Origin of the sequence: Xanthomonas euvesicatoria pv. euvesicatoria, assembly GCF_020880415.1 — a bacterium.
Lineage (GTDB): Bacteria > Pseudomonadota > Gammaproteobacteria > Xanthomonadales > Xanthomonadaceae > Xanthomonas > Xanthomonas euvesicatoria.
Map to the genome: position 1 here is coordinate 131,256 of NZ_JAJIUJ010000111.1, position 17,034 is coordinate 148,289.

A 17,034-nucleotide genomic window follows, 5' to 3' on the forward strand; every position below is an offset into this window, starting at 1 on the left:
TGCTACTTGTCCATCTGCAGGACGGCCAGGAAGGCTTCCTGTGGAATCTCCACGCGGCCGACCTGCTTCATGCGTTTCTTGCCTTCCTTCTGCTTCTCCAGCAGCTTTTTCTTGCGCGAAACGTCGCCACCATAGCACTTGGCCAGCACGTTCTTGCGCATCGCCTTGACCGTGGAGCGCGAGATGATCTGCGAGCCGATCGCGGCCTGAATCGCCACGTCGAACATCTGCCGGGGAATCAGGTCTTTCATCTTTTCGCACAGCTCGCGGCCGCGACGATCGGCGTGGCTGCGGTGCACGATCAACGACAACGCGTCGACCTTGTCGCCGTTGATCAGCACATCCACGCGCACGAACGGGCCGGCATCGAATCGCACGAAGTGGTAATCCAGCGAGGCATAGCCACGGCTGACCGACTTGAGCTTGTCGAAGAAATCCAGCACCACTTCGGCCATCGGCAGCTCATAGCTGATCTGTACCTGGCTGCCCAGGTAGTTGATGCCGATCTGGGTGCCGCGCTTTTCCTCGCACAACTTGATGATGTTGCCGATGTACTCCTCGGGCGTGAGGACGTTGGCGCGAATGATGGGCTCGCGGATTTCCTGCACCAGGTTCAACTGCGGCAACTTGGCCGGGTTGTCCATGTTGATGACCGTGCCATCGGTCTTGAGCACTTCATACACCACGGTGGGGGCGGTGCTGATCAGGTCCAGGTTGTACTCGCGCTCCAGGCGCTCCTGCACGATTTCCATGTGCAGCATGCCCAAAAAGCCGCAGCGGAAGCCGAAGCCCATCGCTTCGGAGCTTTCCGGCTCGAAGCGCAGCGCGGCATCGTTCAAGCGCAACTTGTCCAACGCTTCGCGCAGATCCGGGTAATCCTCTGCATCGACCGGGAACAGGCCGGCGAACACGCGCGGCTGCATTTCCTGGAAGCCGGGCAAGGCATGCGGCGCCGGATCGCCGGCCAGGGTCAGGGTGTCGCCGACCGGGGCGCCGTGCACGTCCTTGATGGACGCGTTGATCCAGCCCACTTCGCCGGCGCCCAGCGCGGGCAGTTCCTTACGCTTGGGGGTGAACACGCCAACCTTGTCGACCAGATGAGTGCGCCCGGTAGACATCACCAGGATCTTGCTGCCGGGCTTGATTTCGCCCTGCATCACGCGCACCAGCGAGACCACGCCCAGGTAGTTGTCGAACCAGGAATCGATGATCAACGCCTGCAGCTTGTCGGTCTCGCGCGGCTTCGGCGGCGGGATGCGATGCACGATCGCTTCCAGCACCAGATCGATGTTCAGACCGGTCTTGGCGCTGACAGCTACCGCGTCTTCGGCATCGATGCCGATCACCGCTTCGATCTCGGCCTTGGCGCGGTCGACATCGGCGGTGGGCAGGTCGATCTTGTTCAGCACCGGCACCACTTCCAGCCCCTGCTCCACCGCGGTATAGCAGTTGGCCACCGACTGCGCTTCCACGCCCTGCGCGGCATCCACCACCAGCAGCGCACCTTCGCATGCAGCCAGCGAGCGGCTGACTTCGTAGGAGAAGTCGACGTGCCCGGGGGTGTCGATGAAATTCAGGTGGTAGGTCTGCCCGTCCTTTGCCGTGTACGGCAGGGACACCGACTGCGCCTTGATGGTGATGCCGCGTTCGCGCTCGATCGGGTTGGAGTCGAGCACCTGGGCTTCCATCTCGCGCGCCTGCAAGCCGCCGCACAGCTGGATGATGCGGTCGGCCAGGGTGGATTTGCCGTGGTCGACGTGGGCAATGATGGAGAAGTTGCGGATATTCCGCATTGAATCAGAGGACATTGAGGTGGGCGCCGGCGCAGCCGTCGTCAGGGTAACGCAGCATTATCGCACGGCCGACCCCTCTGGGGCCGGGAATTGGGAATCGGGATTCGGGAATCGCAAAAGCAGGGGGGCCGCGTAGCGCGGACCCGCTGCTGCCAATCCCGAATCCCAAATCCCCAATCCCGGCCGCCCTTAGCCGCCGGCCTTCAAGGCCACGTAGCTGGTTGCCTTGCCGTCAGTCACCAGCAGCATGACCACGTCGCCCTTCTTGTAGCTGGACAGGGCGCGGTTGAGTTCGGCGACGCTGCCGACCTTGGTCCGGCCGACGCGGGCGATGATCAGGCCCGGCGACAGCGGCGGCTGGGTGCTGCGCGCCGCCGCGCCGGTGACCGCCGCAATGCGCACGCCCTCGCCCGCCTCCAGGCCCAGGCGGCTGCGCTCGGCGGCGGTCAGGTCGGCAACTTGCAGGCCGAGCAATTCCACGCTGGCCGGAGCGCTGGGCTTGGCCTCATCGGCGGCGGTGCGCGGTGCGGCGTTCTCGCCGCCGTCCTGCAGCGGTGCAAGGGTGACCGTCACCTTGCGCGGTTTGCCGTCGCGCAAGACGTCCAGGGTTACCTTGGTGCCAGGCGCCATCAGCCCGATCATTGGCGGCAGATCGCTGGCGACGTCGATCGACTTGCCATTCACTGCACGAATCACGTCGCCCACCTCAATGCCGGCCTTGGCTGCCGGGCTACCGGCCGGGATGTCGTTGACCAAGGCACCACGGCTGTCCGGCAAGCCCAGGCCCTGGGCCTTGAGCGAGTCGATCGGGCCGACCGCCACGCCCAGCATGCCGCGACTCACGTGGCCGGTGGCCTTGATCTGCTCGGCCGCGCTGAAGGCCAGGTCGATCGGGATCGCGAAACTGATGCCCATGTATCCGCCCGACGCGGAGAAGATCTGCGAATTGATGCCGACCACCTCGCCACGCGTATTGAGCAGCGGGCCGCCGGAATTGCCCTGGTTGATCGCCACGTCGGTCTGGATGAAGGGCACGTAGCGCTGGTCGGCGTAGGGATTGCTACGGCCGGTGGCGCTGACGATGCCGGCGGTGACCGAGTGATCCAGACCGAACGGCGAGCCGATCGCCACCACCCACTGCCCCGGCTTGAGCGTGTTGGAATCGCCCAGGCGCACGGTCGGCAGGCCCTTGGCCTCGATCTTCAGCAGCGCCACGTCGTATTGCTCGTCACTCCCCACCACCTTGGCCTTGAATTCGCGGCGGTCGGTGAGCTTGACGGTCACCTCGCTGGCGCCATCGACCACGTGGTGATTGGTCAGCACATAGCCATCGGCCGAGATGATGAAGCCCGAGCCCATCGACTTGCCGGCGATGCCGCCGTCGTCATCGCCGCCACCCGGCCCCTGCCGCGGACCGCCCGGCATCTGGAAATCCGGCCCGAAGAAGCGGCGGAAGAATTCCGGCATCTGATCGTCATCCGGCATTGCACCGCCACCGCGACCACCCGGGCCGCTGCGCTGCTGACGCGCCATGGCGTCCTTGCGGGTGATGGTGGTTTCGATATTGACCACGCCCGGGCCGACCTGCTCGACCAGATTGGTGAAGTCCGGCAGCCCCGCCACCAGCTGCGGCGCCGGCGTGGCACTGCGGTTGGCGGCAATCGGGGCGAGGTCCTTGGCAGCAGGTGCGGGCTGCTGCGCGCAGGCGGCCAGCGGCAGGGTCATGGCGATCAGGCCGAACATCTGGTTGCGGATGCGATGGTTCATCAGGTTGCCTCCGATGGCAGGGCGACAGGGGCCAGAACCCGCGTAGCAACACGGGCCCGGCACGATAACGGGAGGGAGATTGCCGAACGGATGAAGGCCGGCGACAGGGTCAGTCCTGCGGGGCCTGCGCCGACGCCGGCCGGTTCGGCGCCGGGCTGGTAACGGCCTGTGGCGCGGGTTCGAACGGATAGAACGCCGTGCCGGGCTGGCTCTGGCGGAAGCTGGCATTGAGCGAGCTTTCGCCAGCCCCGGACAGGGCCGCGCGCGGCCACGGGCGTGCCTGCAGCGTGGTATCCGGATGCGTAAACGGATTGGACGGCGTCGCCGCAACCGCAGATGCGGTGCCCGTGGATGCCGGTGCTGCCGCAGCGACCATACGGGTCGGCGCCTGCTGCTGACGCGCAGCCGCACTGCGTGCGACTTGCTGATTGCGCGTTGCCGCGCCGCGCCGAGTAGACGCCAGCGCAGCGACAGGCACGGCTGCAGCAAGCGCGGCCACCTCATCCGGCGCCCCAGGAGCCGGTGCGGCCGGCACCTTCGGTGCCTCAGGTCCCTGCGGCGCTTGCGAGGCGGGCGGAAGCTGCGCGGCGGTGGCATAGACGGGGGTTGTTGCAGCACCCGGCGCGGCGGTGTCTGGCAGGCGCTCGCGCGCCAGGAACAAGGCAATCGCCGCGACCGAGGCGGCAATCGCTGCACCGCCGCCCCAGCGCCAACGTGCACCAGGGCGGGTCGCCGGCTGCGCTTGCGGTGCCGGCTCCTCGGCAATGGCGCTGCGCACACGCGCCGCAAAATCCAGCGGCGCCGGCGCACTGGCCGCACCGCGCAGCACATCGCCGCACAACTGCCAGCGCTCGTGGCAGCCGGCCAATTCTTCGTCGTGGGCCAGACGGCGCAGCAGGAAGCGCGACTCGTCGGCGCTCAACTCGCCGTCGACCAGCGCAGACAGCTGCTGGCGATAGTGAAGCTCGAATTTGTCGGTGGTGGACATGGCAGGGTTCTGGTTCATACGCGGTGTCGCTCACGGGTAGCGCTTTCGGTCTCCAGCAGAGGCCGCAGCTCGATGTCGATGGCCTCGCGCGCCCGGAAGATGCGCGAGCGCACCGTTCCGATCGGGCAATCCATCTTTTGCGCGATTTCGTCGTAGCTCAGGCCCTCCACCTCGCGCAGGGTGATGGCCAACCGAAGTTCTTCCGGTAGCGCTTGGACCGCGCGCATCACCGTTTGTTCCAGCTCCTGTCGCATCAATTCACGCTCCGGGGTATCGGTGTCGCGCAACCGGGTCGCTCCATCGAATTGCTCGGCATCGCTGATCTCGATGTCGTCGGTGGGCGGGCGGCGGTTGTGCGCAACCAGATGGTTCTTGGCAGTGTTGACGGCAATGCGGTGCAGCCAGGTGTAGAACTGGGCGTCGCCACGAAAACTGTTGATCGCGCGGTAGGCGCGCACGAACGTGTCCTGGGCAACGTCCTGGCATTCGCTCCAGTCGGCGATGTAGCGCCCGATCAAGGCAACGATCCGATGCTGGTATTTGCGCACCAGCACATCGAACGCTGCGCTTTCGCCGCGCTGCACGCGCCGGACCAGTTCCAGGTCCAGCTCCTGAGGTGTATCGACTTCGGCCATGTCGGGCCGCACTCCTGTCAGCCCACCGAAGTCGGGCAATGAGACCGCCGTTGAAAAGAAAAGTTCATACCGATCCGTACGACCGTCACGCATCAGGGTAGCGGCAGCGATGCACCGCTGGCGACGCCGCGCGCATTGCGCGGATCTCCCCTGTCGACAGGTATGGGTATTTGACGTGAAGGAAACAACCTCTGGATGATAACGACCTTTCCTTCTATTGCCGGACGGCCAGACGCATGCTTCCAGGTTTCGACGGGCTCCGATTCAGCCATTGGCAGGCCGATCTGCGCGAGGACGGCGTGGTGGTGCTCAGCCTCGATCGGCAGGGCGCACCGGTCAACGCATTTTCGCAGGAGGTGCTGCTGGAGCTGGGCGCCGTGGTCGAGCGGCTGGCACTGGATCCGCCAAAGGGCGTGGTGCTGCGCTCGGGCAAGCCCAACGGCTTCATCGCCGGCGCCGATCTGAAGGAATTCCAGGAATTCGATCGCAAGGGTACGGTCAACGATGCCATCCACCGCGGGCAGCAGGTCTTCCAGAAGCTGGCCGAACTGCCCTGCCCGACCGTCGCGGCGATTCATGGCTTCTGCATGGGCGGCGGTACCGAAATCGCGCTGGCCTGCCGCTACCGCGTGGCCTCCGATGACGGCAGCACCCGCATCGGGCTGCCGGAGACCAAGCTGGGCATCTTTCCCGGCTGGGGCGGCAGCGCCCGCTTGCCGCGCCTGATCGGTGCGCCGGCCGCGATGGATCTGATGCTCACCGGCCGCACGGTATCGGCCAAGGCTGCGCGCGCGATGGGGCTGGTCGACAAGGTCGCCGCGCCTGCCGTGCTGGTGGATGTGGCAGCCAGCCTGGCGCTCGCCGGCACCGCGCGTGCGTTCAAGCAGCGCGCCACTGCGTGGGCCACCAATACCTTGCTCGCGCGCAAACTACTGGCGCCGCAGATGCGCAAGCAGGTGGCGCGCAAGGCGCGCAAGGAGCATTACCCGGCGCCCTACGCCCTGATCAACGTCTGGGAGCGGGCGGGCGGCAGCGGCATCCAGGCGCGCCTGGCGGCCGAGCGCAAGGCGGTGGTCAAACTTGCCAGCACGCCGACCGCACGCAACCTGATCCGCATCTTCTTCCTGACCGAGCGCCTGAAAGCGCTGGGCGGCAAGGACGCAGCCGGTGCGGCGGCGGCCCCGATTCGCCATGTGCATGTGATCGGCGCCGGCGTCATGGGCGGCGACATCGCGGCGTGGGCGGCTTACAAGGGCTTCGAGGTCACGTTGCAGGACCGCGAGCAGCGTTTTATCGATACGGCGCTGACGCGCGGCGGCGAACTGTTCGCCAAGCGCGTCAAGGACGACGCCAAGCGGCCGGCCGTGGCCGCGCGCCTGCGCGGCGATCTGGCCGGTGCGGGTGTGACGCAGGCCGATCTGGTGATCGAGGCGATCATCGAAAACCCGCAGGCAAAGCGCGATCTGTACCAATCGATCGAGCCGCAACTCAAGCCGGATGCCTTGCTGACGACCAATACCTCGTCGATTCCGCTGACCGAATTGCGTGGCCACATCCAGCGCCCGGCGCAATTTGCCGGCCTGCACTACTTCAACCCGGTGGCGATGATGCCGCTGGTGGAAATCGTGCAGCACGATGGTCTGGATCCGGCCAACGTCGCGCGCCTGGCTGCGTTCTGCAAGGCCTTGGACAAGTTCCCGGTGCCGGTGGCCGGCACGCCGGGATTCCTGGTCAACCGGGTGCTGTTCCCCTACCTGCTCGAGGCGGCCACCGCGTATGCCGAAGGCATTCCTGGCCCGGTGCTGGACAAGACGGCGGTGAAGTTCGGCATGCCGATGGGGCCGATCGAACTGATCGACACCGTGGGCCTGGATGTGGCGGCGGGCGTGGGCGCGGAGCTGGCGCCGTTCCTGCGTTTGCCCATCCCGGCGGCACTGGCGACCGTGGAAGCCGGCAAGCGCGGCAAGAAGGACGGCCAGGGCCTGTACAAGTGGGAGAACGGACGCGCCGTCAAACCCGAGGTTGCCAGCGGCTACACCGCACCGGCGGATTTGGAAGACCGCCTGATCCTGCCGCTGCTCAACGAAGCGGTGGCCTGCCTGCACGATGGCGTGGTGGCCGACGCAGACCTGCTGGACGCCGGAGTCATCTTCGGCACAGGTTTCGCACCTTTCCGTGGCGGCCCGATCCAGTACATCCGCAGCGTCGGCGCAGACGCGCTGCTGGAGCGCCTGCACGCGCTGCATGCACGCTATGGCGAACGCTTCGCGCCGCGCCCGGGTTGGGACTCGCCGTTGTTGCGGGAAGCAGTGGCTTGAGGCCGGCAGGCATCTATCGACAAGTCTGATTTGCAGGAAGGCTGCCGTTGGCAGCCTTCTTTTTGCGTCAGGGCCGCAGCGTGCAGATGCTGGCACCGATTACTTGGCAGTCGGAGTCGATCTGGATATGTCACGCAAGGGCCGGACAGGTGCGGTGGATTACGCAGGTCGAAACGCGCTGATTCGATGACCTGCCGACCTGCTGTTACCAGAGGTTAATGATGGGAATGCCCATGCGCATGACTGTGCCCATGGTGCGCGTCATGGCCAGCGTCTGCAGTCGGCTTTGGTGTGTCGCAGGGTTCAGTGCCGCAGTGGCCGCTTTCCACCTGCAAGGTGACGTGGGCGATGTCGAAGCGGTCGTGCAACAGGGCGCCGAGCGCATCACGCAGGCGGTCGCGGTCGGTGGCCTCGTTGACCACGACGTGCGCTGTGAGCGCGGGCGTGCTGGAGGCCAGCGCCCAGACGTGTAGGTCATGCACGTCTTCGACGCCGGGATGGCTGGTGAGTGCCTGCTGCACCTGGGCCAGGTCGATCCCCTTGGGCACGCCTTCGAGCAACACGTTGATCGCCTCGCGCAGCAACACCCAGGTGCGCGGCAAAACCCACAGGCCGATCAGCACGGCCAGCACCGGGTCGATCCATTGCCAGCCGGTCCAGCGGATCAGCAGGGCACCGATGATCACTGCCACCGAGCCGAGCATGTCGCTCCAGACCTCCAGATAGGCACCCTTGACGTTAAGGCTTTCGCCGCTGCCGGCGTGCAGCAGCTTCATGGCGACCAGATTGATCACCAGGCCGAAGCCGGCGATCAGCAGCATGCCGCTGTACGCGATGTCCTGCGGAGCGCGGAAGCGTTGCGCGGCCTCCCACAGGATGTAGCCACCCACTACGAACAACAGCGCGCCATTGGCCAGTGCGCCGAGCGCTTCGAGCCGCACATAGCCATAGGTGCGACGCGCGTCGGCCGGACGACGACTCAGGCGCACCGCGACCAGCGCGATCATCAGGCCGACGGTGTCGGTGGCCATATGCGCAGCGTCGGACAGCAGCGCCAGGCTGTTGGTCACGAATGCGCCGATGATCTCTGCCAGCAGGAAGGCGGCGGTCAACCCCAGTGCCCACCACAAGGGAGCTTCGTGACGGATTTCGCTGGGTGCGTGGTTGTGGTCGTGTCCCATGGGTGTCGTGGCCTGCTGCAATGCGCGCACCTTAGGCGTACGCGATAGCGGAGACTATTACACCTGTGCGTAATGACATCACATCACGCGAGCCGTGCGGCGGGCCGCACAAGGCGCAGTGGTTGCGCTATTTGCGGGGCGAAAGAAAGCACGCTCTGGAAGCATGCCCCCCCCCCCGCCAATCCACACTCCGCGGCGCGAGCGGATCGCCCGTTATATCTTGGCGACCAGCTTGACCACGCTGGAAAAATCCAGCGCCCCGTTGCCTGCCTGGCTGTTCATCGCATACAGGTTGCGCGCCAGCTCACCGAGCGGAATCGAGACGCCGGCCTGCACCGCCGATTCGGCAACCAGGCCCAGATCCTTGAGCATCAGGTCGTTGCCGAAGCCGCCGCTATACCCACGCGACGCCGGCGCATTGGGCAGCACGCCGGGCCACGGGTTGCACACCTCGGTAGCCCAACTGCGGCCGGTACTGACCGCCATCATCTGCGACAGCACCACAGGGTCCAGGCCCTGCGCGACGCCGAGCGCCAGCGCTTCACCGGTGGCGGCCATGATCACGCCCAGGGCCATGTTGTTGCATAGCTTGGCGACCTGCCCTGCCCCGTTGTCGCCGACATGGAAGATGTTCTTGCCCATGGCCTGCAGCACCGGGCGGGCGCGCTCCAGCGCATCGGCAGCGCCGCCGACGATGAAGGTCAGCGTGCCGGCTGCAGCCCCGGCCGTGCCACCGGAGACCGGGGCGTCGAGCATCGTCAGGCCACGCGCCTTGGCCGCATCGGCCACCCTGCGCGCAGACACCGGTGCGATGGTGCTGCAGTCGATGACCAAGGCGCCATCCGGGATCTGCGCCAGGATGCCGGATTCGCCCAGGTACACACCTTCGACGTGGCGGCTTGCAGGCAGCATCGAGATCACGACCTCGGCATCGGCCAGCGTGTCCTGCGCGGAGCTGGCAGCATGCGCACCAGCCGCCGAGGCAGCCTCCAGGGCGGCCGGTGCGAGATCGAATACCCGCAGCTGATGCCCTGCCTTGATCAGATTGGCAGCCATTGGCCCGCCCATATTGCCCAGGCCGATAAAAGCGATCTTGCTCATGGTGTCGGTTTCCAAAATAGGACCATCTTCAACAGATGGCCGGGATCATCGCGGATTGCGCGCGCGGAGCCACCGCCGGTTTTCAGCTGCGATGACGCAGGTCAGAGATGGCAACCGCACTGCAATCCGGCGTGAGCCGAACGCGCTTCGCAAGTTGCCAGCCACTCACTGCACACCCAGCTCGCCTGCCCCCAGATCGGCAAGCGGATGCGATGTAGGCGACCAGGGCGCAACAAAGAAGGCTGCGGCCCACTGCGCATCGGCTGCTTCCAGCGACGCCGGTTGCCAGTGCGGTTGACGATCCTTGTCGATCAACAGCGCGCGGATGCCTTCGGCAAAATCGCCGTGCGCCGCCGCATGCAATGCGACCACGTATTCGGTACGGAAGGTGTCGGCCAGCGTCGTGGTGCTCGCATGGCGATGCAGCTCCCAGGCAAGGCGTGCCGAGCCCGGAGCACCCGCGGCCAAGGTGGCACGTGCAGCCTGCAGCCAGCCGTCTTCGCTTTGCAGCGCCAGGATCGCAGCGACAACGTGCTCCAGTGATTCGCCGGCCACCAACTGTTCGATCAACTGTGCGTGGACTTGTAGCGGGCCCGGCTCGGTCGGTTGCGCGATGCCATGCAGAAATGCACTGAGCTGGTTGCGGTCCGCATTGCCTGTCCATGCGTGCGCGCTCAGCGCATCCAGCACTGCTGCGTACTGCGCATGCTCCAGGCGTACATCTGCCAGCCCCGCGTAAATGGCATCACTGGCATCCAGCGGCGCGCCAGTCAGCGCCAGAAACAGGCCGGCCCCCTGGGGCACGCGGCGTAACAGCCAGCTGCCACCCACATCGGGAAACAGCCCCACGCTGATCTCCGGCATGGCAAGTCGCGAGCGTTCGGTGACCACGCGATGGCTGGCGCCGGACATCAAGCCGATGCCACCGCCCATCACGATGCCGTGGCCCCAGCACAGCAGTGGCTTCGGATAGGTATGGATGCGGTAGTCGAGCCGGTATTCCTCTTCGAAAAATGCGGCCGCATGCGCGTTGGCCTGCGGCGCTGCGCGTCGCGCTGCACTGTCGGGCACTGCATCGCGGTGCGCACGCATGCTCTGGTACAGGCCATGCAGATCGCCACCAGCACAGAACGCTTTTTCGCCGGCGCCACGCAACACCACGCACGCGATCTGCGCGTCGTCGGCCCACGCGCGCAACTGCGTCTCCAGTTGCCGGGTCATCTGCAGCGACAGGCCGTTGAGCGTCTTGGGCGCATTCAAGGTGGCAATGCCGATGCGATGCCCATCGGCACACGCACGCTGCTCGAACAGCACCGGTGCCTCGTCGGTTGCGCTGACCTGCCCCATCAGCGGTTGCTCCACTGCGGCGCGCGCTTGTCCAGAAACGCGGCCACACCTTCGGCCTGATCGGCGTGCTCGAACAGATCGACGAAGGCTTCGCGCTCGGCAATCAACGCCGCTGCGTGGGTGCCATGGCGCGTGGACTGCACCAGCTGCTTGCACGCCGCCACACTGACCGGGCTCTGCTTGCCGGCACGTTGCGCCCAGGCAACCGCCAGCGCGCGCGACTCGCCCTTGCCGACCACCTCTTCCACCAGGCCGATGCGCTGCGCGGTTGCCGCATCGATACGTTCGCCCAACAGGATCATGCGCTTGGCCCAGCCCTCGCCCACCAGACGCGGCAGGTTCTGGGTGCCACCGGCACACGGCAGCAAGCCAACGCTGGCTTCGGGCAACGCGAGCTGTGCATGCTGCTCGGCAATGCGCAGATCGCAAGCCAATGCGCACTCCAGCCCGCCGCCCATCGCATAGCCGTTGATGGCGGCAATCGACACGCCGCGGAACGCACTCAAGGCTTCGAATGCTTCGCCGAACCGGCGCGCGGCCTGGCGTGCATTGGCCTTGTCGCCGTCGGCGAACTGCTTGAGATCGGCCCCGGCGCTGAAGAACTTCTCGCCTTCGCCGGTGATCACCAGCGCATAGATGCTGCGGTCGGCATCCAGTGCGCGCACCAGGTCGCGCAGGGCCGCCAGGCTGTGCACGGTCCAGGTGTTGGCCGGTGGGTTGCTCAAGGTCACGATGGCCACGTGCCCATCGCGCTCGACCTGCAGACCGGTATGGAGACGTCCTTCCCAATCGCTCATCGCAATTCCTCCTCGCCATTGAGCAGGTGACGCGCCACGATCATGCGCATCACCTCGTTGGTGCCTTCCAGAATGCGGTGCACGCGGCTATCGCGCAGCAAACGCTCGATCGGGTATTCGCGGATATAGCCGTATCCGCCATGGATCTGCAAGGCATCGTCGCAGATGGCAAAGCCGGCATCGGTGGCGAAGCGCTTAGCCATCGCACACCACACGGTGGCGTCGTGGCTGCCGGCATCGAGCTTGCGCGCGGCGGTGTGCACCATCTGCCGCGCGGCCACCAGCTGCGTGGCCATGTCGGCCAACTTGAACTGCAATGCCTGGAAATCGGCCAGTTTCTTGCCGAACTGGCGCCGCTCGCCCATGTAGCGACGTGCGGCATCCAGCGCGCCTTGCGCGGCGCCCAACGAACATGCGGCGATATTGATGCGGCCACCATCCAGCGCCTTCATCGCCATCTTGAAGCCTTCGCCTTCCTTGCCCAGCAGGTTCTCGGCCGGAATACGCACGTTTTCGAAGCTGACACCGCGCGTCGGCTGGCTGTTCCAGCCCATCTTCTCTTCCTTGCGACCGTAGCTGATGCCAGGCGCATCGGCCGGCACCACGAAGGCGCTGATGCCACGCGCACCGTCTTCGCCGGTGCGTGCCATCACCACCAGCACGTCGGTTGCGCCGGCGCCGGAAATGAAGGCTTTGCTGCCATTGAGCACATAGCTGTCGCCGTCGCGCTGGGCGCGCGATTTCAGCGATGCCGCATCCGAGCCGCTGCCCGGTTCGGTCAGGCAGTACGAGCCCAGCTTGGCGCCGCTGGTCATCGCCTGGCCCCACTGCGCGCGCACCGCATCGGTGCCGTAGCTGGCGATCAACCAGGTGGCCATGTTGTGGATGCTGATGAACGCCGAGGTGGACGGATCCACCGTGGCGAGTTCTTCGAACACCACTGCGGCATCGAGGCGGCGCATGCCCAGGCCGCCCACGCCTTCGTCGGTGTAGAGACCGCAAAAGCCGAGCTCGGCGGCCTTGGCGATGGCCTCGCGCGGGAAGTGACCTTCTGCGTCCCACTGCGCTGCATGCGGGGCGAGTTCCTTGTCGGCGAAGTCGCGCGCGGCAGCGCGGAAGGCTTCCTGCTCGTCGTTCAAATCGGCCGCGTTGGGGTGGAGCTGGATGGCTGCATTCATGGCGATCGGGTCACTTGAGGGAGATGGTGGTGTTGACGCCATGGGCCAGCGTCTGATCGTCGAACCAGCGCGCGGTCACGGTCTTGGTCTGGGTGTAGAACATCACCACCTGCTTGCCGTACGGGCCCAGGTCGCCGAGCTTGGAAGCGCGCGAGCCGGTGAAGGAAAACAATGGCACCGGCACCGGAATCGGCACGTTGATGCCGACCTGGCCCACATCGATGTCTTCCTGGAAACGCCGCGCAGCCGCGCCGGACTGGGTGAACAGCGCCGTGCCGTTACCGTTGGGGTTGGCGTTGACCAAGGCAATGGCCTCGTCCAGCGTGGCGGCTTCCAGAATCACCAGCACCGGCCCGAAGATCTCTTCGTCGTAGATCCGCATGCCGGGTTTGACGCCGGAAAAGATGGTCGGGCCAACAAAGTTGCCCTGCTCGAAACCCGGCACCTGTGGCGCGCGGCCATCCAGTTCCAGGGTGGCGCCCTGCTCCACGCCGGAGGCGATCAAGCCTTCCACCCGCTCGCGTGCGGCGCAGGAAATCAGCGGACCGACCTCGGTGCCCGGCGCGTTGCCGGCGCCGATCTTCAAACTCTTGGCCTTGGCCACCAACTCCGGAATCCAGGTACGGGCGTCACCGACCAGGACCAGCGTGGAGGCGGCCATGCAGCGCTGCCCGGCGGCGCCGAACGCGGCACCGACCATCGCATTGAGCGTCTGCTCGCGGTTGGCGTCGGGCAGCACCACGGCGTGATTCTTGGCGCCCATCATGCATTGCACGCGTTTGCCGGCCAGCGAGGCACGTCGATAAACGTGCGTGCCCGCCTTGGTGGAACCGACAAACGACAACGCCTTGATGTCGGGGTGATCGCACAGCGCATTGACCACTTCCTCGCCGCCATGCACGACGTTGAGCACGCCCTTGGGAATGCCGGCTTCCAGCGCAAGTTCCACCAGCCGCATGGTCACCATCGGGTCTTGCTCGGAGGGCTTGAGCACGAAGGTGTTGCCCGTCGCAATCGCCATCGGAAACATCCACAGCGGAATCATGGCCGGGAAGTTGAACGGGGTGATGCCCGCGCACACGCCCAACGGCTGCAGCAGGCTGTAGGTGTCCACGCCGTTGGCGACGTTGTTGGCCAGCTCGCCCAGCTGCAGGTTGCCGATCGCCGCGGCGTGCTCCACCACTTCCAGGCCACGGAACACATCGCCTTCGGCATCGGCCAGGGTCTTGCCCTGCTCGGCGCTGAGCAGCGCAGCCAGTTCGGGCATGTTTTCCCGGATCAGCTGCTGGTATTTGAGAAAAATACGCGCCCGGGTGCCAATCGGCGTCTTGCGCCAGGTCACGAAGGCGCGGCTGGCCGCCGCCACTGCGGCATCCACTTCGGCGGTGGTGGCGAACGGCACCTGGGCCAACACCGATTGGTCGGCCGGGTTGACCACGTCCTGCCACTGCGTGCTGGCGGACACCACCATTTCGCCATCGATCAACAGGAAGACGCGGGGGACGGATTGGCTCATTGCAGGGCTCGCTTGTTGAGAAGGACATCGGGCCATTGCAGGCCAATACTTCGCATTGTTTGCATCGACACCCTCCATTCCCAGCCCGCTATTGCTTAATCGCGCTAAGCTGACGACACAATTTTGCGAATCTTGCGAATGCCCCAGTCGCACGCTCAACTCCGCCACCAGCTTGGGCTGCGCCTGCAGCGGCTGCGCCAGCGCCATGGCCTGACCCAGGCCGAGCTGGCGCGCCGGCTCGAGCTGTCGCCGAGCTATCTCAACCAGATCGAGCGCAATCAGCGCCCGCTCACCCTGGCCATCCAGCAGCGGCTCAAGAGCGCGCTGGGCGACCTGGACGGCCTGCTGGACCTGGACGACCCGGCCGCACTGGTCGAGCCGCTGGACGCATCGCTGCGCAGCCTGGGCCATACGCTGTTGCCGGCCGAGCTGCGTGCGCTGACCGGCAATCTGCCGCAGGTAGCGCAGGCGCTGCTGGACCTGCACCGCGCCCATCAGCATCTGCTCGAACGCAACGCAGCGCTGGAGCTGCAGATCGGGGTCGAGCACGCGGCAATCCCATCGCTATCGCCCGGCGAGCAGGTGCGCGACTACTTCAACCGCGCGCACAACTATCTGCCGGAACTGGACGAGCGCGCCGAAGCGCTTTACGCCGAACTTGGGTTGACCCCGGAAAATCTGCCGCTGCGGCTGCGCCAACGCCTCGCCGATCGCCACGGCCTGCTGGTGCAGGACGCTCCCGACCTGCACAGCGACAAACGCAGCATGGATGCGCAAGCCCGTGTGCTGTGTCTGCCGGCGCACTTGCGGCCGGGCCAGCAGGCATTTCAGATGGCCGCACAGCTGGCCTTGCTGGAATGCGCGCCGCTGCTGGACGCGCGCATTGCCGATGCCGGTTTCGAGGACGCCGAGCGCATCGCGCTGTCGCGGATTGGCCTGTCGAACTATTTCGCCGGCGCGCTGGTGATGCCCTACAGCGCTTTCCTGCACAGCGCGCAAACCTCGCGCTACGACATCGAATGGTTGGCCGACCGCTTCGAGGTGGGCTTCGAAGCGGTGTGTCACCGGCTCAGCACCTTGCAGCGGCGCGGGGCAGCCGGTCTGCCGATCTTCTTCCTGCGGGTGGACCGCGCCGGCAATGTCTCCAAGCGCCACTCGGCCACCGATTTCCATTTCTCGCATGTCGGCGGCGCCTGCCCGCTGTGGATCGTGTACGAGGCGTTCAACCAGCCTGACCGCATCCTCACCCAGATCGCGCGCATGCCCGACGGCCGGCGCTATTTCTGGCTGGCCCGCCAGGTCAGCAGCGGCCCGCCCGGGTATGGCCGCCCGCGCAAGACCTTTGCCCTGGCAATGGGCTGCGACCTGCGCCACGCCGATCAGTTGGTGTATGCGCGGGGTTGGGATCTGAACGCGGTCGACGATGCGGTACCGATCGGCCCGGGCTGCCTGACCTGCGAACGCAGCGACTGCGTGCAGCGCGCGTTTCCTGCGCTGCCGCGCCTGCCGGCGCGCGCGCGTTAGCGAGTTGGTGGAATTGGATCTGGTTGTCGGACGTGGCCGTGCGTCGGCCCGCGATCGCAATGACAGACCCACTGCACCTGGGTTGGTTGCATTGGCCACTCTGGCGCTCCCGCCGCGTGCACAAGCGGCAACAGCCTTGGGCAATCGCATCAGTCCACGTCAGCCAAGCACCCGCCCCGATGCCAAAGCTTCTGCCGCATCACCGCCTTACCTTCAGGGGCCAAGCAAGCGCGAGTGCCGCAGCGCAGCATTCCAAGCCGAGATAGCTGCCGCAAAATGCTTCATTGGAATGGAATGGCTTGCGCTTCTACCCTGAAGCGGACACATGCAAGACAGGGGGGACGCCAGCGCGCCGCAGCGCGCGTGCGGCGTCACGCACCGAACGACCAACAGCGATCACGCAGCACAGCACCACTGGCCACACCCGCGCAGATGCGCCCGCCCCGCTCCATGCGGCTGGCCGCACCCGCAGCTACCACCGTATTCGGTCACTTTGTCCTGGGAGGGATCAACCGATGCCTGTTCACCATACCGGCCACCCGGCCAGTCGGCGCCTGCGCCGCACGCCCGTTCGCGCCATCCTGTGCACCACCATCGCTTGTGTGCTGGCCACCGCGTTCGGCGCGCATGCACAGGACACTGCACCCGCCGCGCCGCCGGCCAACGACACCAGCAGCGCCGCCAGCAATGGCCAGGCGCCGGTCACGTTGGACAACATCACCGTGATCGGCCAGCGCGCCAGCCTGAATCAGGCGGTGCAAGCCAAGCAGATGTCCGATCATGTCGTGGAAGTGATTTCCGCAGACAACATGGGCCAGATGCCCAACGTCACCGTGGCCGAGGCGCTGGTGCGGCTGCCCGGCGTCAATGGCACCCGCGACCGCGGCAA

At 66.1% G+C, this 17,034-nt stretch carries 12 protein-coding genes and 1 pseudogene; 3 read left to right on the forward strand and 10 right to left on the reverse strand.

The features are described 5' to 3' along the window. Positions 1-2: 2 nt before the first annotated feature. The 4 genes from lepA to rpoE all read right to left on the reverse strand — a co-directional run bounded on the left by lepA (position 3) and on the right by rpoE (position 5,183). Positions 3-1,793: a translation elongation factor 4 gene (gene lepA, locus LN450_RS19565; RefSeq protein WP_011346816.1), complete on the reverse strand. Its 1,791-nt coding sequence runs from the start codon at positions 1,791-1,793 to the stop codon at positions 3-5. Positions 1,794-1,982: 189 nt separating this feature from the next. Continuing rightward, positions 1,983-3,560 (reverse strand): DegQ family serine endoprotease, encoded by a 1,578-nt coding sequence (locus tag LN450_RS19570; protein ID WP_039416718.1) that lies wholly within the window; start codon positions 3,558-3,560, stop codon positions 1,983-1,985. 109 nt (positions 3,561-3,669) lie between these two features. Beyond that, positions 3,670-4,566, reverse strand: a complete 897-nt coding sequence (locus LN450_RS19575; RefSeq protein WP_011346814.1) for a sigma-E factor negative regulatory protein — start codon at positions 4,564-4,566, stop codon at positions 3,670-3,672. After that, on the reverse strand, positions 4,563-5,183 hold the full coding sequence (gene rpoE / locus LN450_RS19580; RefSeq protein ID WP_003488227.1) for an RNA polymerase sigma factor RpoE: 621 nt from the start codon (positions 5,181-5,183) through the stop codon (positions 4,563-4,565). The genes LN450_RS19575 and rpoE overlap by 4 nt, the downstream gene beginning before the upstream one ends. A 236-nt stretch (positions 5,184-5,419) precedes the next feature. On the opposite strand from rpoE, the gene LN450_RS19585 reads away from it, so the two are divergent. Next, positions 5,420-7,501 (forward strand): 3-hydroxyacyl-CoA dehydrogenase NAD-binding domain-containing protein, encoded by a 2,082-nt coding sequence (locus LN450_RS19585; RefSeq protein WP_011346813.1) that lies wholly within the window; start codon positions 5,420-5,422, stop codon positions 7,499-7,501. A 215-nt stretch (positions 7,502-7,716) separates the two neighbouring features. Here LN450_RS19585 and LN450_RS19590 read toward each other — a convergent pair whose 3' ends face one another. From LN450_RS19590 to LN450_RS19615, 6 genes are all read right to left on the reverse strand, one after another. Next, complete coding sequence (locus LN450_RS19590) at positions 7,717-8,682, reverse strand: cation diffusion facilitator family transporter (protein ID WP_011346812.1); 966 nt, start codon at positions 8,680-8,682, stop codon at positions 7,717-7,719. Positions 8,683-8,895: 213 nt separating this feature from the next. Further along, positions 8,896-9,798 carry a 3-hydroxyisobutyrate dehydrogenase gene (mmsB, locus tag LN450_RS19595; protein ID WP_170811189.1) on the reverse strand — a complete coding sequence of 301 codons (903 nt, stop codon included), beginning with the start codon at positions 9,796-9,798 and terminating at the stop codon, positions 8,896-8,898. Between the two features lie 150 nt (positions 9,799-9,948). Continuing rightward, positions 9,949-11,130, reverse strand: coding sequence for an enoyl-CoA hydratase/isomerase family protein (locus LN450_RS19600; RefSeq protein ID WP_057680276.1), 1,182 nt, complete (start codon positions 11,128-11,130; stop codon positions 9,949-9,951). Beyond that, positions 11,130-11,927, reverse strand: coding sequence for an enoyl-CoA hydratase (locus LN450_RS19605; protein WP_011346809.1), 798 nt, complete (start codon positions 11,925-11,927; stop codon positions 11,130-11,132). Before LN450_RS19605 ends, LN450_RS19600 begins: the two co-directional genes overlap by 1 nt. Then, positions 11,924-13,105 carry an acyl-CoA dehydrogenase family protein gene (locus LN450_RS19610; protein ID WP_039417777.1) on the reverse strand — a complete coding sequence of 394 codons (1,182 nt, stop codon included), beginning with the start codon at positions 13,103-13,105 and terminating at the stop codon, positions 11,924-11,926. The genes LN450_RS19605 and LN450_RS19610 overlap by 4 nt, the downstream gene beginning before the upstream one ends. Positions 13,106-13,115: 10 nt before the next feature. Next, on the reverse strand, positions 13,116-14,621 hold the full coding sequence (locus LN450_RS19615) for a CoA-acylating methylmalonate-semialdehyde dehydrogenase (protein ID WP_039417779.1): 1,506 nt from the start codon (positions 14,619-14,621) through the stop codon (positions 13,116-13,118). Between the two features lie 138 nt (positions 14,622-14,759). Here LN450_RS19615 and LN450_RS19620 point away from each other — a divergent pair, with 138 nt between their 5' ends. Together LN450_RS19620 and LN450_RS19625 are read left to right on the forward strand one after the other, a co-directional pair. Continuing rightward, positions 14,760-16,145 (forward strand): helix-turn-helix domain-containing protein, encoded by a 1,386-nt coding sequence (locus tag LN450_RS19620; RefSeq protein WP_011346806.1) that lies wholly within the window; start codon positions 14,760-14,762, stop codon positions 16,143-16,145. Positions 16,146-16,660: 515 nt separating this feature from the next. Further along, positions 16,661-17,034: pseudogene (locus LN450_RS19625) on the forward strand (TonB-dependent receptor); the annotation flags it as partial.

Coding starts and splice junctions, on each gene's coding strand:
- lepA (WP_011346816.1), bottom strand. CDS start 1,793: ATGCGGAATATCCGCAACTTCTCCATCATTGCCCACGTCGACCACGGC.
- LN450_RS19570 (WP_039416718.1), bottom strand. CDS start 3,560: ATGAACCATCGCATCCGCAACCAGATGTTCGGCCTGATCGCCATGACC.
- LN450_RS19575 (WP_011346814.1), bottom strand. CDS start 4,566: ATGAACCAGAACCCTGCCATGTCCACCACCGACAAATTCGAGCTTCAC.
- rpoE (WP_003488227.1), bottom strand. CDS start 5,183: ATGGCCGAAGTCGATACACCTCAGGAGCTGGACCTGGAACTGGTCCGG.
- LN450_RS19585 (WP_011346813.1), top strand. CDS start 5,420: ATGCTTCCAGGTTTCGACGGGCTCCGATTCAGCCATTGGCAGGCCGAT.
- LN450_RS19590 (WP_011346812.1), bottom strand. CDS start 8,682: ATGGGACACGACCACAACCACGCACCCAGCGAAATCCGTCACGAAGCT.
- LN450_RS19600 (WP_057680276.1), bottom strand. CDS start 11,130: ATGGGGCAGGTCAGCGCAACCGACGAGGCACCGGTGCTGTTCGAGCAG.
- LN450_RS19605 (WP_011346809.1), bottom strand. CDS start 11,927: ATGAGCGATTGGGAAGGACGTCTCCATACCGGTCTGCAGGTCGAGCGC.
- LN450_RS19610 (WP_039417777.1), bottom strand. CDS start 13,105: ATGAATGCAGCCATCCAGCTCCACCCCAACGCGGCCGATTTGAACGAC.
- LN450_RS19615 (WP_039417779.1), bottom strand. CDS start 14,621: ATGAGCCAATCCGTCCCCCGCGTCTTCCTGTTGATCGATGGCGAAATG.
- LN450_RS19620 (WP_011346806.1), top strand. CDS start 14,760: ATGCCCCAGTCGCACGCTCAACTCCGCCACCAGCTTGGGCTGCGCCTG.